Origin of the sequence: Peptoniphilus grossensis (assembly GCF_001940285.1) — a bacterium.
Classification (GTDB): domain Bacteria; phylum Bacillota; class Clostridia; order Tissierellales; family Peptoniphilaceae; genus Peptoniphilus_A; species Peptoniphilus_A faecalis.
The window spans coordinates 55,697-72,220 of the sequence record NZ_MJIH01000008.1 but is presented as its reverse complement, the minus strand read 5'-3'; the positions used below and the strand labels follow the sequence as shown (position 1 = coordinate 72,220).

The window sequence follows — 16,524 nt, the reverse complement described above, 5'->3', positions numbered from 1 at the left end:
AGAAATATAAACAAAGTTGACTATCAAGAAATAGGAGGTAACACGATGATGAATAATGATTTTTTATCAAAATTCTACGAAGATGAGGCAAGAGATAAATATAAGTTAGATTATCAAAACAAAAAATTTATAGTGGACACAGTTATTAAAAAAGACTTGTTTATTAGTGAAAATCGCATATTAGAAAGTATCTTAGATAAGACTACTAGGAACACAGCTCCAAGAAATAGTAAGAATTATAGTGATTACAAAATAGAGGCTATAACTACTCGGCTGTATAACAACCTATATGAAGAAACCTTTATTAATCTTTGTAACAATGAAGAAGAAGGCAATAAAATTAGGGAAGATTTTAAAACCCTAGAAAATGCTTTTAATGAAGATAAAAATACCTATATGCCAATAGAAGTTAGTAAGGTTAAGAAATTACAACTAGCAACTGACACTTGGCATATATTTATGGGGATTTCAAGGGAAGATGATAATTACATCAAGACAGAAGTTAACCTAGTCTATGTAAAATCAGTCAGTCCTAGATCTATCTATGGAGAAGGTATTTCCTTAGATAGGATGTATAAAATCCTTGAAAATAAATCTTCAAATCTACAAACTATTTCAACTACTATAAATAAGATTGACCTTATAACTCAATCTGGATTTTATTATATCTATGCTTTAAATCCCAAGTTTCAAGTAAAGGACTTAAAGGAACTCATTGAGCTTTTAAGAAAAGAAGAAATTGTATCTAAAAATTCTAAGCTTTCGGAGGAATATACAGCCTATGAAAAAGACTTCGATACCTTCAAAAATTGTGTAAATTTATTTACTAAGGAATCTAAAAACTTAGAAAGCTTAGAAAATGGACATTTAAAACTAGATGACAAGATAATAAAAGACTTAGAAGAAAATCTTAATAATAAGATTAAAGATTTTGAAATGCCTATGAGTAGAGGTCATAAAAAGGTCATATTTGATGAACTTAATAAAATTAAGTGTGCGATCTAATTGCAAGTACCGAAAAAGAGTGAAGTAGATTCACTCTTTTTTTAATGTTCCAAAAGAATGGGCTAGGCTTAGAAGTTTTAAGCAAGGCTCATCTATTTACATTCTTTTGCAGTAGATGAAGTGATAATCTCTACATATTTTATGATTACCAAATATATGAGCTTTCATTGAAAGGATGTGATTTAGTGCAAAATAACAATTCTGAAGATAAAAATATAAAATCAGCTAACAAAATAATAAACAAGCAAGCTAAAAAGTTTGTTATGGCTAAACTAAAGGCAGCTATTGTTGCCTTTTTATTAAAACCCCTTTTAATAGCAGGTGCCATAATACTTTTAGCAACCCTAGCCTACTTTGTTGTCTTTGAATTTACAGGTACTGAAAAGGAATATAATCCAAGAATAGAAAATAGGGTGGAAATGGATGATGACGGAATATATAAAAGCTCTGATGAAGATATGGATGATAGAAATAGGATAATTAGAGATTTTTATACTTATTATGCCTTTAAATCTCAATGGCAAATAAATGATAAGGGAGAACTTATAGACTTTGATAACCCTGACGCTAAACACGACCAATACAATCGTGAAAGTCAATTCCACCTATCTCCAAATATGTTATATGCCTTAGATAAGATAGTCTTTGATAACCAATTTAAGTATCCAGACCAATTTATCAAGCCAGTTTATGCAGACCTTGAAAATTTTAAACTAAAAGATTTGACAGATGAGAATGGCTTACTCGTGGCTGAGTCAGAAGTTCGAGATTATGATAATAATAAGAAACTTAATGAAAAAGACAAGTCTGTTAGAGATTATGGTCTAGGTACGATTTTTAAATATAATAAATTCAAGACTTATAGACTCTTAAAGGGAACCTATAACAAAGAAGATTATTATAATCCAGAAACGGGTCAAATTGAACAAAGACCAATATCAGAAGATTTTGAAATACCAATTCCAGGTTCAGAAACTGAAATAAATGTTATAGATAAGGTGCTTTGCTTTGCAGGTGAGGCTGAATTTTCTTATAACACAGAGCCAGTTAAGATAGGCTCTTTTACAGAAACAGAATCTACTAGCGAACAAGACCCTTCTTATAAAATTTTAAAGGGTTATACCGAAGCAGAAGTAGAAGAAACTAATGACAAGGGAGAAAAACAAGTAGTTACTAAAAAGATTCCTCTTTATAAGTATAGAAATATAGAAGATCCTAATGCTGGTGTCCTTGAGGTTAAGCCTGTTCCAGTAGAGATGAAAAAGGATGACAAAGGGTTGAGATACTTATATGACTATTTAAGATACTTCAATGCCTATATGCCAGAAGATACTAGAAAAATCTTTGACCTAGAGGGCAAGATAGATTATGAATCTAAGGTCTTTGAAGAAAATAATAGCAATATACCTACAGAAGAAGCTCCTAATGGTGGACTTGTTCAAAATGACCCAAGTCAAAGTATTAATCCATCGACTGAAAACAACCCTTCTCCTAATCTTGAGGTACACGGGGCAGATTTTCAAGTTGGTTCAGCTATAACTTCTTCTAAACTTAAAAACACTATGCAATATTTTCCAATATTTGAGAAGTATGGGAAGGAGTTTGGTGTAGACCCTTATGTATTAGTTGCTATGGTGGCTCAAGAGTCGGGTGGTAATGCTAATCTTAACAAGGATGGCTTAGTACAAATTAACTTTGCAGCAGGACACTCTATATCAGCAACAGACGCTTCTGGCAATAAGCAACACTTAAATATAACTAATGCAGATAAGAAGAATCCAGATATATCTATTAAGTGGATGGCTATGTTTATGAAGAACAACTTAGATATGCACAATGGCGATGTCCTTAAAGCTATCCAAACATATAACTTTGGCTCAGGAACTATGAACAGACTTAAAAAGATGTTCCCAGAGGCTTGGGAAGATGGTTCTTGGACAGACCCAAAATATCTTGAACAAGTCAGATCTGCACAATTTCCTGGAACAAAAGCTGCAACTTATCGTTGTGCAGTAGAATTGAAGAAGTCATCTAATAGGATTGCAGGAGATATTTGCTATTTACCAAATGTTTTGCAATATTATGCTGGGAACAATAAGGATTTTCAAGAGAAATTTAAGAATCAGAGTCCTTTGGCTAAATTTAAGAGTTTCCTTGGAGGAGTAAATATTAAATTTACAAACTTAATTGAAAGTATGATTCCTAAGAGAGATAGTGACGAATACCCAATTATTGAATATAAGTTAAACATATATGAAGATAAGGTTAATGATATTCGTAAAGAAGCCAAAGCCTTAGATGATACGCTACTTTTCTCACAAGTTGACTTGTCATCAACTAGCCTTTGGGATGAGGGATTTCTAACAGGTATGGCTATGAACATCAACGGAGATGGTGAAGGTGGATTTTCAGCCTTTGCTAATCAAGGTGGTTGGTTGCCTCCACTAGATGACAAGAATCCAAGGATTTCTTCACCCTTTGGTTGGAGAGTTCACCCCGTAAAAAAAATCAGAAAATTCCACTCTGGAACTGACTTACCTAAACCTACTGGAACACCAGTCTATGCTTCTAAGGCAGGTAAGGTAATGAACGCAGGCTCTAAGGGAAATGGTTTAGGTATCTATGTAATGATAGACCATGGTGGTGGCTATCAAACTATCTATGGTCATTTAAGTGCAGTTTCAGTAAAAACTGGAGATACTGTTCAAGCAGGACAGAGGGTTGGTTCTGTTGGAAGTACGGGTATGTCTACTGGCCCACACCTTCACTTTGAAGTCAGGTTTAATGGGAAGCCTATTGACGGAACTGACATAGTTCTAGGCAAGGCTATTGAAAAAAGAGCTAATCCAGTTGATAGTTTACCAAAGGATGCCTCTGCTGTTGCTAAGTTAGAAGCAGTAGGAAGGTCTGTTATAGGTAGCCCTTATGTTTATGGATCTAAGGGGCCAACTTCCTTTGATTGTTCTGGCTTTACTTCCTATGTCTATAGAAATGCCCTAGGTATTGATATAGGTAGAAGTACATCAGACCAAATAAATAGAGGGCCACATATAAGTAGAGAAAACCTAGCTCCAGGTGACTTGGTATTCTTTAATACTGTGGGAAGAAACGCCCATGTAGGAATTTATTTAGGTAATGGTAACTTTATACATTCTGGTTCATCAACTGGAGTTATTATAAAAAGTCTAAATGACGGATATTATAGGGATAAATTTTCAACAGGGGTTAGGATAACTTGATATAGACTTGCCACATCTACTGGCAAAAAGAAATATAAGACTTGCTTGGGCTTAACACACCTAGGCAGGTCTTTTCTTTTTGCAGATTTACCTTGATATGAGTCTAGTGAATATATTTTTGTGTCGTTCTAGGAGAGTGTTTACATTAAGACTTGTCTTAAAAGTTAGAAATCTCTAATCAAGAAATTGGCTCACCGTGCTAAAAATAAAATATTATTTGATTTGTCCTCCTTACTGGTTAACCTAAAAATATAAAAGATTAACAACAACTAAGCCCTCAAGGTCATATCTAAGAATCCAAACCAAAAAAGAAGGGCAGTCCTAGATAAATCCAAGCCAGCCTCCTAATCTACTTCTTTTTTGCAGTAAATGTAAAGGCAGTATATTTCCAATATTTTTATTGATTACCTATTAAAGAAAGGAGAGTTGAAAATATTGCAAAAATATAAAAAGGGCGACATCTACTATGCCTCACTACAAGGCAAGGGGTCTGAACAACAAGGCTACAGACCAGTCTTAATTATACAAAATGATACTGGAAATAGATTTGCTCCAACCCTTATAGTTTGTCCTATTACATCAAGGACTAAGAATGACCTTCCAACTCATGTAAAAGTAGGAACAGACATATTAAATAAGGAAAGTATTATATTAACGGAACAAATTCTAACCATTGACAAAACTAGGATTATGGGTGATAAGGTAGGATGTCTTAATAAAGAAAGTTTAGAAGAAGTAGAAAAGGCAGTTAAGATTAGTTTGAATATTACATAAAAAAGGAAGTTTTACATGAAAGGCAAATTTTTTACAGAAAAAGATATAAATTTAGCAATTATTATATTAACCAGTTTATTGGTGGCTAATATATTTTTAGGTGTATGTAAAGTTGATGGTTCCTCTATGAATCCAACCTTGGAAAATGGGAACTATAAATTTTACATCAAAGATAACAAGTTAAGTAGACCCCTAGTTAGATACAAATTAGGTGATATAGTCATAGCTCATGAAGGTAATTTGTTTTTAATTAAGCGAATTGCAGGCCTTGAGGGTGATGTAATTACTGAAAAAGGCAAGAAAATATACAATGGGGATAAATTAGTAGGTTTTCTTCCACCTGATTATTGGAATGAAAATCTTGAAAGAAATTTTACAGTTCCCAAGGATAGCTTGTATATCCTAGGCGACAATTATAGCGATAGTACGGATTCCAGATATTTTGGTTGTATCCAAAAATCTGACCTTGTTGGGAAGTTAGTTAAAAAACTTCCCTTAGAAGTAAAGGAGATTTAATATGAATAAAAGACTTTTTGTAATGATATTTTTACTAATCTTTACTTTACTACCAGTTGCAACTTTTGCTGCAAATACTGAAACAGCAAATAAAAGACCTTACTGGGAGTATTCTCAAAGTAGAGATGGTAGTGCAGAAATACCTAAAGTTACATCTAACGATATAAATAAATGGTCACAAAAGAAGGGCTTTGAAATTGTAGAAATACTTCAAAGATTTGCTCAACCTTTCTGTATCATTATGTTTATCATCGGTGGAATTGTAGCTATTACAGGTTCAGTATTTAATAAAAGACTTGTTCCAAAGGGTATTGGATGTATGGCGATTTGTGGTTTGTTATATGCAATTATCTTATTTGCCCCAGATATTTTAGACAATTTTGTTAGATGGGTTAGATATTAAGAGGTGATTGTATGGAAAATACCTTTAGTATGTTTATAGTAATTGTTCTTGTAATACTTGCTATTTTCTTTATTGTTAAAAAACTAATAGGTATGGCAGTTATCACAATATTTGCTATCCTCCTCTACAACTTGTTCTTCTCTTGGTCTGGTAATCAAGTAATTGACAAACTTAAAGTCAACGAATACCTAAGAAAAACTGACCAAGAAAGGATAACAAGTTTTTATCAACAATTTAGGCAAAGAGAGAAAGAAATCTATGGAGAGGATAAGTGATTCCTCTCCTATTTATAATGAAAGGAGTTTATTTATGAAAAAAGTCTTGTTAGCACTTGGTATTAAGCAATTAGAGGCAGCCCTCTATAAAAGTATAAACAAGTTAGATGATTTTGAAGTAGTTGATAATACAATACATAAAGACGGATTAATTGAGAAGATGAAATTAAGAGATGATATAGACTTGGTTATTACCATAGATTCTTTAACAGGCTATGACCAAGAGAATGTATCAGAAGATTTATTAAAAACTATGCAGGAAGTAAGGATCCTATCTTCAAAGACAAGGGTACTTTTAATCTTAGATGGAAGTAAGGTAGATAAGAGTTTTATCCACTCTCTAATTAATCTTGGTATATACGATTTTTTAATTACAGAAAATTCATTAACCTTAAAAGAAATTTTAAGTCTAGTAGAAAAACCCAATGCCTATGCAGATATAGTTAAATATCTTCCACAAGCTAGGACTGGTCTTAATAAAAAGCCAGTTTATCAAATCGAAGAAGATGATACTTATAGCAAAAAACAAGTCATTCCTATTGAAGAAGATCAAGAGGTTGATACTCAAGAAAATCTTTCAACTAAACAAGAAATCGGGAAACCAAGTATATTAGAGGGTTTTAGGAAGTTTATTAAAAAAGATAAACCACCTATGCCTTCTAGGTTTGCTAAAAAAGAAAGTCAGCCTGAAGAAATTGAAGTCAAGCCAAGAAACAATAGGATAGATAGGTTAAAACTAGTAAAACAAGAAATAGAAGAACCCAAGAAAGAAGTTAGTCTAAACCTAGATCTACCTAGTCCAGTCTTGACTCCTCCAGAGCCTATTCCAGAGCCTATCAACCCTCCTATTCAACCAAACTTTACCCAAGCTCCCATAGTAGCCACACCTACTAAACCTAAAATAAGCCCAAAGCCAAAGAAGAAAACTAAGCCTAAACTTGCTCAAAACCAAGATTTAAGAACTTTAGTTAGGGTTAATAAGATAATTGGGTATTTTGGTTTAAGTGAGGGGTTGGGAACAACTAGCTTATGCTTTGGGGAGGCTTTAGAGTTAAGTAGGGATTACAAGGTTTTGTATATAGAACTCAATGAAGAAACACCTTCTCTACCAATAAGGTTAGATTTGTTTAATGATTCTTATGGACTTGATAAGATTTTTTTAAATTTGCAAAATAGAGATGCTATAGATATGAGGATAAATATAGACAAGTCAATTATTAAAAATGCCTATAATAATTTAGACTTTTTATTCTTCTCGAAGGAATTTATTTACGACATCTTCTCTTATCAAAACAACAAGAAGATTACTAAAGAGAATGTAAATCTTGAAGATATAGGGTCACTTTTATCAGAGATTATGGCTATGTCTGAATATGATTTTATCTTATTAGATGGTCTTAGCTTAAATCATAAGAATAGAGAGGCTGTATATAAGGGATTACTAGCTTGTCATGAAGTCAATATTGTTATCAATCAAGACCCAGCTGTTTTAATATATACCTTGAACAAACTAGGGCGAATTTATAGCCAAGGCTTTAATAGACCCTTCTCCTATATCCTAAATAACTATAATAAGGATAACAAGGAGATTAAGTTAGGGGATGTAGAAGATATGTTTAAGGGTGTAGGGATACCTTATAAAGAAATAATTGTGAAATAAAGATTTTAACCAAGAATTGAAAGATATTCTTGGTTTTTTTTAACCTTAAATGAAAATGATTGCATTTAGCCTATACCTTATACCTATTTAATATGATAAAATAGTTTATATATTAAATATTTTATAATAGGAGGAATTATGACTAGTTTAAAGAAAAGAATTTTATTAACATCTCTTTCTTTATTGCTTTTAGCACCTCAATCAGCTTTTGCAACAGTAGATGTTACTAATTATTCTTTTGAAGATTATGAGAATAAGATTGGTAGTTTAAAAGATCATTACAGAATGGAAAAAGAATATTTTTACAGATATTTTGATGATTTTACTTTAGGTTTAATATATCCACTAGTTAAAGATGAAGCCTTTGATAACACCAGACTGGCTTGTTATGGTACTAAGAGTAAGGAAGAAATGGAAAATGAAGGTAATCTTAATTGTTTAGAACAAGTTGTCCATTTTTCTTTAGAAAATAGTAAAAAGAAGTATATTGCTCTAAGAACGAGAAAACCTGACTCTGAACTTACTTATAAAATATATGGAAGGACAGGAAATGAAGGAAAATGTTTTTTAGAGGTATCTCATCCAGATTACAGGGGTCTTGAATATAGTGATGCTGTATGTAATATGTTTAGCCAAGATGGAGTAGATTACATTGAAATATTATTCTACAATAGAGAAGATCCTGAAGGTCAAGGAGAAAAAAATATTTCTTTCAGAGATAAAAAATATTATAAAATAACCGAAAAAGGAGCAGAAGAAGTTTCTGAAATCCCTAAAAAAGCTAAAAAATATGAGTTTCAAATAGTTAGGGAAGATAAGGATATAGTTGATGGTTTTTCAGCTGACTATGAAATGTCTAATGAAAGTTTTACAGAAAATAAATATATATTTTCTAATACTTATTTTAGCTATTACCAAGATATGAAATCTCATGATATGGGAGAGTATGATAAATTTTTTAATAGTGTAAATGAAGATAGTATGAATATTCTAAAACAATCTATGCTACCTTTACTAAGCCGATCTGAACTTAGTGACAATGGGCCAATCGACAGTCCTGATATTTTATATTTCATTTTTCAAGCAGGTCTTTCTCAAATAGGACAATTTTACTATTATAATAGTTCTGAATTACCAGGATATTTATTTGGAAAAAAAGACATTTACCAACCTATTAAAAAAGCCATTTTAAAAGAGAAAAATAGAATGTATAACAATAATGAAAATATACATATTTATAACTTGGATATAACACCCTTTAATGAGTTCTTAAAAAGATATTATAAAAACAAGATTAGCGAGGAAGCACTTAACGACCAATCAGGACAATTTTATGATGAAGGCGATTACGTATCATGGGAAACTACTGAACATTGGCTTAATTTAGAAACTAAACTTTTAAATTATTATACTAGCACTTTTGATGAAGATCTTGGTGATTATTCAATATATTATGAGGAATATAAAGATTATTCAGACATTATGTCTATATCTGAGGTAGCAACTTACAAATCTTATGCTTCTATGAGAGTTGATATTTTGAAGGATGAGGGCAATATTAGTGGTAATAAATACAACCTAGAAGAAGAAGCTAAAGATACATCAACAGTATCTATAGCTCACTCTAACTGGCCAACTGATAATGAAAGTTTTGAGAAAAAACATTTAACTAAATATTTAATAGTAGAAAAAGATCCTAAAAATGAAAAGTTACCATTTAAAATTGTTTATTCTACAGTTTATCCTATAGACAAGACTATCTTAAAGAAAATTGTTAAGTCAGATTTTCAACCAATATATCAAGTAGAAGAAAAGTATAAGAAAATAAACTACTCAGAAGAAAATAATAAACCAATATCAAAAAAAACTATATTAGAACGAGCTGAAGAAGTAAAAGCAGATAATAATAAGGCTCTTATAACTAAGTATATTGGAATAGGTGGAGTAACCCTTGGCCTTTTAGCCCTATTATACTTCTTAAAAAAGAAGGGTGGATCTAAGGCTATATTAGACAATATAGAAAAAGCTAAAAAAGATAGGGAAGAATCCAAAAAGATAAAAGAAAAAATTAAAGCAGAACAACAAAAGGCTAGGGAAACAGAAGAACAAGCCAAAAAAGAAAAGGCTCAAACTGATGAACAAGCGAATAAACAAGAAGATAAAACAGAAGTTAAATATTGTCAAAACTGTGGTGCAAAGCTACAAGCTAATGATAAGTTCTGCATTTCTTGTGGAACAAAAATTGATAGAGATAGGTAATTAAATATAAGAATTTAAACTAGGTAGGCTAAGTCCTACCTAGTTTTTTTCATCTACTGCAAAAAAGAAGTATATCTGAAGGCTTGTCTGAAATAATTTAGGCTTGCCTTCTTTTTTGTTTGCTTGGTTTGATATGCAATCTGAAGCCCTGCTTACTGGTCAACTAAAATATAAAATAGGTTAACTACAAAGGCAGGCAAATAGGACTATTTACTTACTGTTTTTTCTGGTTTTTTAAAAGTCACCTATAAGATAGGGAGTTCCTGGCACGGTTCGCCAGTTTCTTGATCATAAATTCTAATATTTAAGACAAGTCCTAATGTAAACGCTATCCTTAATAGCACCTAAAAATATATTAGACAGAGCCATATCAAGATAAATCGCAAAAAGAAAAGACTAGACTAAGCCCTGCCAAACCAAGCAGGCACAACATTTCTTTTTGCTGGTAAATGTCTATATGTAAGTAGGTATCTGTCAAGGTAAATCCTAGCATAGAAGTCCAACTTTTCTTGATTACTACTAATATTAGACGAAAGGAGTGGAAAAATTGAAGAAGATATTTTTAATATTTAGTTTATTTTTCTTTGCTATCTTTATAGTTTCTGCCATTCTTCTTTTTCCAAGATTAAAGACAAGGATAGAAGCTCATATAGAAGATAAAAAGATTCAAAGTATATTAGAAGATAAGAAACCAGAAGATAAGACTATTGAAAATCAAGAAGAAAACAAAGACCTAGAATTTAAGAACAGGATAGATGAACTTAAAAAGATAAATAATGACCTAGTAGGGATTATACATATTCCAAGTGTGGATATAAAGGAACCTATTGTTCAAGGGAAGGATAATTACTTCTATTTAAAACACCTCTTTAGTAAAAAGAGGAACAACTTAGGGGCAATCTTTTTAGATGTTAATAATAAGAAGGATTTTTCTGACAATAATTCTATTATATACGGACATAGGGTTAGATCTGGTCTTATGTTTCAAAATCTAATTAAGTTTAAGAAGAAAGATTTCTTTGATAACAATAAGGATGTCTATATTTACACAGATAAGGGTATTCTTCATTATGAAATCTTTGCAGTTTTAAATAAAGGAGCTAGTTTTCCTTATAGGACTCTCAACTTTAATAGTAGTCAAGAAATGCAGGAGTATTTTATAAACATAAGGCAAAACTCCAGATTTAATAGGGATATTGACTTGTTAGCTCATTCACATCCAAGAGTCATAGCTCTGTCCACTTGTGATTATGATTTCCAAAATCAAAGGTTAGTAGTATTTGCTAATCTAGTTGATGTTAAAACTTATTGAGGTGATTATATTGAATAATACAAAATCTAAACTTATAAAGACCTTATCCTTTACCTTCCTTATCCTCTTATCTCTTTTACTAGTCAAATGCTCACATACGACAAACACTAAAGAGCCACAGGAACCAGATAAATTCACAGTAAGAGAAGATGGAAGCTATCTACCTGAAGAAGAAGTAGCCAAGCGAAAGGAAGAAGCTACAGAATTTTACTCAAATCCAAAAAAAGAGATTATGGAAGATTCTGACGCTCAATTTATTGTAGGAGAGGTTCAGAAACTTGCTAATAGCTTTAAATTTACAGACCTTGAGGCAAAGATTTCTGAAAAATCTAAGAACTTTAATTCAACTGAATCTCCAGCTTTTAATAAGATTTTAAAACCAATCCAAGATGATGCAGTTTTATTGGCAAATATTGAGGATTTTTCTCCAACTGAAAGCCTAGAAGATTTAAAAAAGTGTAAAGACTTATTTAAAGACCTACAGTCTAAGGAAATGCTATTTTATGGCTATTTATCTCTACCTATGTCTAAGAGGGCTTATCTCGCTCAAGATCAAGATTCAGTAGTACCAGACATCAAGGCTCCCATATCCTCAGATCCAACCAATCAAACCTTCTCTTTCCTAAATAATGGAGAGATAGTTAGGTTCAAGATAGCTATAGACTATGACAAGAAGGAATTAATTGGGATCTATCCTGAGAGTGATAAAGATAAGGATAAGTTTATAAAGGTTAAAGACTACCTAGACTTTTATTATAGGAACCAAGACCAAGAAAGGGTGGTATAAATGCTGAAGAAAATTTTTAAAAGACAAGCTAAAGATAAGGATAGGTTAGAGCATAATGATATGAGTGGGGATATGGGTTATATACTAGAGGAAGAAGAACCTTCTTTTAACCAAAGAAGGGTAATTATTATAGCTCTAGTTATTATGCAAATTATAATTGGATTAATAAATAGCCCCATTTATTCCCTCATATACACCACTATCTTACTTGTCATCTTTTATAAATACTTAACAAAAAACTACTTAGATGTAATCTGGGTGGCTACACTTACAAGTGCCTTATCTATCCCTCTATCTACCTTGGATAAATCTCCCCTTCCTATATTAGGACTATCAGCTATCTTATTTTATGGCTTATATTTAAGACTATATAATTCAGAAGATGAACAAGCTCTTATGTTTTTTATAAGGTTAAAGGAGATGTTAGGTAAGAGTAAGGAGGATGGGGAGAGTGGGGAAGATGAGATTGAGAATGGGGTAAGATTATGCTACAACGCTGAAAATAGAGAACCTGTCTATTTGTATGATGAAGATAGGTTCCTCCACATGTTAATTTTAGGGCCGACAGGTTCAGGTAAGACTTCTCAAATTATCCTACCTATGATTAACCAAGATTTAAAGAGGGGTAAGGGGATAACAGTTATCGAACCTAAAGGTGATTTGGCTGAAAAGGTCTATGCTATGGGTAAAATCTACAACAGAGAAGTTATATTCTTTGACCCAGCTCATAAGGATTGTCCATACTTTAATCCCTTGTATGGCGATGAAGTGGATGTAATCGAAAATATTGCCAACACCCTTAAAATGTTATCACCTGGTTCTTCTGAATACTTTGTCAATATGAATGACAACTTAACTAGGAACTCTGTAAAAGTCTTAAAAAGACTATATGACAATAATGCTATTATTATAAACTTATATAATCTTATCTGGAATGTTAATGGAATAGGTAAGAAGATGATTACTGAATTTCAAAAACTATCTCCAGAATCTACTGATATTGAAAAGGAAAATGCTGAAATTGCCTCTTGGTTCTTGGGAGATTACTTTAATGAAAAGTCAAAGACTTACGAGCATTGTTCTGGTGTAAGATCTCAAGTCCAAAAGCTAGTATCTAACAAGTATCTTAGAAGGATTTTAAATCCACCATCAGGACAATCTGATATAGACTTTACAGATGTAATCGAAAACGAGAAAATATTAGCTATTTCAACAGCTCAAGGTGTTTTAAGAGATTTGTCCAGATACCTAGGTTACTTTATTATCCTTAACTATCAATCATCAGTATTCCGTAGACCTGGTGATGAAGATTCCAGAGTCCACCACTTTTTGTATATAGACGAATTTCAAACCTATGCCAATCCTGGCTTCTCCGATATGCTTACCCAAGGTCGTTCCTATAGGGTTGCCTCGACCCTAGCAACACAAAATAGGGGGTTAATCGGGATGAATAGTGGGTTTGAAGGTAAAGCCTTTACTGAACTTGTATCTACCAATGCTAGAAATCTAGTCCTATTTCCAGGTATGAACGCCCTAGATGCCAAGTATTATTCAGATGAGTTTGGCGAATATGTGAAAAGAGATACACAAATCTCCCTATCACAAAACAAGTATGATTTATTCCCATATAAGTCAGCCAAGGAAACTATAAGAGAAACTGAAAAAGTTGAAAGGTCTTTTTCTCCTTCTGACTTGATATATCAACCCTTTGGAACAGTTCACTATAAGATAATACAACAAAACTCCCTTCAAGCACCTGGTAGGGGTTTAATCAAGTTTATTCCAAAAGACTTAAATGAAGATATTAAGAAACTTATTAGGTCTTATAGAAGTAAAAATGATGAAGAAATTAATAGGGGAGAAGAAGTAATTGAAGAAGTGGTAGAAACAAGTGTTGACCCTCTCGTATATCTAACCCAACAAAATAAAGAAGAAGGCATAGAAGATGAAAGTTTTCTATTGTATGACAATAATAGGGAAGATGTATTTGAAGATAACATTGAGCGTCAAAACAATAAAGATGAGATAGGAGAAATGGGAGTTGAAGATGAAGATGAGGGTGAAGAAGAAGTAATTCAAGATAATAATGAAATAGAAGAAGGTTATGAAGATTTAGAGGAAGAAATAAATATAGAAGAAGATATAGATAATGCAGAAGAAGATATGAATAAGATTGAAGAATCTAATGATGTAGACGATTTATATGATGACTTGATGTAATACCTTGCTTTTACTAACAAAAAATAATAGAAGGCTGGCTTGAATTGAGAAAGATTTGGGCTGGTCTTATTTTTTGTGCTTATTTTTATATAGGGTTTATGAAGTTAATTGGGCTAAGTTTGGAATGGCCTTTAAAAAATAATATGGATTAGGCTGAATTAAGGATAGCGTTTACATTAAGACTTGTTATAAAAGTTACATATTATTGCTGCTTTTGATATTATTAAGTTTTTTAGATTTTATATTGGGGATTGAGGGTTGAAGGGAGGGGTGAAGAAAAAAGCCACCAAGTCTTAGGCCTGTAAACATCAAGCCTCATTCATACTTTTTTCTTAGTAGATGCAGATAGGTGTTATGAAAATTTATTAATAAAAATTAACTAAGATATAAGTCTAAATTTGATTTATTAACAAGGCATTTTCTTAAAAATATATATTAACTTGTCTACTAGATAAGTTAACAGCTAATATATTGCCAATTTTGTGCGATTACAACAATCGTAAGTATAAAAAAAATAGGAGGAAACAAACAAATGAAGATGAATCAAATTCTTAGTGAAGAAAAGGCAAGATTATTAGCGAAGGATTTTACAAGATTTGTAGAAAGTATGGGAGTCAAAGCTATGCTGGACTCTTGTGTAAGTTGGGATGGTATGTACTTAACCAACCTTTTCAACAGAAGTTATATAGGTTTTTCGGGATATTTTGACTGCAGAGGTTATGTGTTTTTAATTAACACTACTGGTGATGAGATTATTGTCAATAGTTTTGATGAAAGCTACAGGGTACTTTTACACTCTGATTATAGCTTTATGATCTTTGAATATTTTCAAAAATTCTTTGAAAGCAATATAGCTATTGCTGTATAAGCTTAGGCATAATTACTGGATTTTTCTGGTAATTATGCTTTCTTTACATAAGACTTGTGATTTAGCCACTTGCAGGGTGTCTGGAGTTTATTATCATTTAAGTAGGTAGGAATGTAATTAAAATAAATAAGAATAAAATATGATATAATATTTTATAGAAAATGGAGGAAATAATGACTAATAAAGACATACCAGTTATTGAAAAGTTTAATTTAGAAAATCGAAGATATATTGGTAGTAAGGCTAAAATATCTCAATGGATTAAAAATTTAATGGAAGAAAATACTACTGGAGAAACACTATTTGATGTTTTTGCAGGAACTGGAATAATTTCTAAAGAATTATTAGATAGGTATAATCACATAATCATTAATGACTTCCTCTATTCAAATAACATTATTTATAAAGCTTTTTTCTCAAATGAAAGTTATGATGAAAAGAAACTTGACTTAAAGTGCGAAGAATTTAATCAGATCAAAAGTAATTCTCTTGATGATGATTATTTTGTAAATAATTATGGAAATAAGTTTTTTAGCCAAAAAGACTGTAGAATTATAGGCGAAATAAGAGAAAAAATTGAAAGAGATAAAGAATTAAATGAAAAAGAAAGAGGTATTTTAATAACATCTTTAATGTATTCAGCAGATAAAATAGCTAATACTGTGGGTCATTATGATGCCTATAGGAAAAAAATTGATTTAAAAGATAGGTTTGAATTTAAGTTAATTAAACCACTAGATACTCAAGGCAAAAAGATAGAAATTTATAGAGAAGATGCTAATAAACTTGTTAAAGAAGTTAAATCAGATGTAGCCTTTATAGACCCTCCTTATAATTCAAGACAATATGAGAGATTTTACCACTTATTAGAAGGTATAGCTAAATGGGATAAACCAGAACTAAGTGGAGTAGCTATGAAGCCTGAACCTGAAAATATTAGTGAATATTGCAAAGTATCAGCACCACAAGTTTTTGATGATTTAATAAGTAATTTAGATACTAAGTATATTGTGGTAACTTACAACAATACTTATAATTCAAAAAGCAATAGTTCAAGAAATAAGATTACCCACGACCAAATATTAGATAGTTTAAACAAGGTTGGCACAACTAAAGTTTTTGAAAAGGATTATAGATTTTTTAATGCTGGGAAAACTGACTTAAAAGGTCATAAAGAGTTTGTTTTTATAACAGAGGTTAGATAAT

At 31.6% G+C, this 16,524-nt stretch carries 13 protein-coding genes; all 13 read left to right on the top strand.

Annotated features, from left to right (window positions below; genetic code table 11):
• Positions 1–45 precede the first annotated feature (45 nt).
• The 13 genes from BIV18_RS09995 to BIV18_RS09935 all read left to right on the top strand — a co-directional run bounded on the left by BIV18_RS09995 (position 46) and on the right by BIV18_RS09935 (position 16,523).
• Positions 46–1,005, top strand: a complete 960-nt coding sequence (locus BIV18_RS09995) for a hypothetical protein (protein ID WP_075660479.1) — start codon at positions 46–48, stop codon at positions 1,003–1,005.
• A gap of 185 nt (positions 1,006–1,190) precedes the next feature.
• On the top strand, positions 1,191–4,244 hold the full coding sequence (locus BIV18_RS09990) for a peptidoglycan DD-metalloendopeptidase family protein (protein WP_075660478.1): 3,054 nt from the start codon (positions 1,191–1,193) through the stop codon (positions 4,242–4,244).
• 435 nt (positions 4,245–4,679) lie between these two features.
• The gene (locus tag BIV18_RS09985) at positions 4,680–5,018 is read left to right on the top strand and encodes a type II toxin-antitoxin system PemK/MazF family toxin (RefSeq protein ID WP_075660477.1); all 339 of its coding nucleotides are present in this window, start codon (positions 4,680–4,682) and stop codon (positions 5,016–5,018) included.
• A gap of 15 nt (positions 5,019–5,033) precedes the next feature.
• Positions 5,034–5,534 carry a signal peptidase I gene (gene lepB / locus BIV18_RS09980; protein WP_075660476.1) on the top strand — a complete coding sequence of 167 codons (501 nt, stop codon included), beginning with the start codon at positions 5,034–5,036 and terminating at the stop codon, positions 5,532–5,534.
• Position 5,535: 1 nt separating this feature from the next.
• Positions 5,536–5,937, top strand: coding sequence for a hypothetical protein (locus tag BIV18_RS09975; RefSeq protein ID WP_075660475.1), 402 nt, complete (start codon positions 5,536–5,538; stop codon positions 5,935–5,937).
• 29 nt (positions 5,938–5,966) lie between these two features.
• The gene (locus BIV18_RS09970; RefSeq protein ID WP_144015237.1) at positions 5,967–6,212 is read left to right on the top strand and encodes a hypothetical protein; all 246 of its coding nucleotides are present in this window, start codon (positions 5,967–5,969) and stop codon (positions 6,210–6,212) included.
• Between the two features lie 34 nt (positions 6,213–6,246).
• On the top strand, positions 6,247–7,872 hold the full coding sequence (locus BIV18_RS09965; RefSeq protein ID WP_075660473.1) for a P-loop NTPase family protein: 1,626 nt from the start codon (positions 6,247–6,249) through the stop codon (positions 7,870–7,872).
• Between the two features lie 138 nt (positions 7,873–8,010).
• Positions 8,011–10,131 carry a zinc ribbon domain-containing protein gene (locus BIV18_RS09960; RefSeq protein ID WP_075660472.1) on the top strand — a complete coding sequence of 707 codons (2,121 nt, stop codon included), beginning with the start codon at positions 8,011–8,013 and terminating at the stop codon, positions 10,129–10,131.
• 547 nt (positions 10,132–10,678) lie between these two features.
• Positions 10,679–11,443 (top strand): class B sortase, encoded by a 765-nt coding sequence (srtB, locus tag BIV18_RS09955; RefSeq protein ID WP_075660471.1) that lies wholly within the window; start codon positions 10,679–10,681, stop codon positions 11,441–11,443.
• Positions 11,444–11,453: 10 nt separating this feature from the next.
• Complete coding sequence (locus BIV18_RS09950) at positions 11,454–12,230, top strand: hypothetical protein (protein ID WP_075660470.1); 777 nt, start codon at positions 11,454–11,456, stop codon at positions 12,228–12,230.
• A complete protein-coding gene (locus BIV18_RS09945; RefSeq protein WP_075660469.1) occupies positions 12,231–14,450 on the top strand; it encodes a type IV secretory system conjugative DNA transfer family protein in 2,220 nt (739 codons plus the stop codon). It abuts the gene before it with no gap.
• A gap of 532 nt (positions 14,451–14,982) precedes the next feature.
• Complete coding sequence (locus BIV18_RS09940) at positions 14,983–15,318, top strand: hypothetical protein (RefSeq protein ID WP_075660468.1); 336 nt, start codon at positions 14,983–14,985, stop codon at positions 15,316–15,318.
• A gap of 173 nt (positions 15,319–15,491) precedes the next feature.
• Positions 15,492–16,523, top strand: coding sequence for a DNA adenine methylase (locus BIV18_RS09935; protein WP_144015236.1), 1,032 nt, complete (start codon positions 15,492–15,494; stop codon positions 16,521–16,523).
• The last annotated feature ends 1 nt before the right edge of the window (position 16,524 follow it).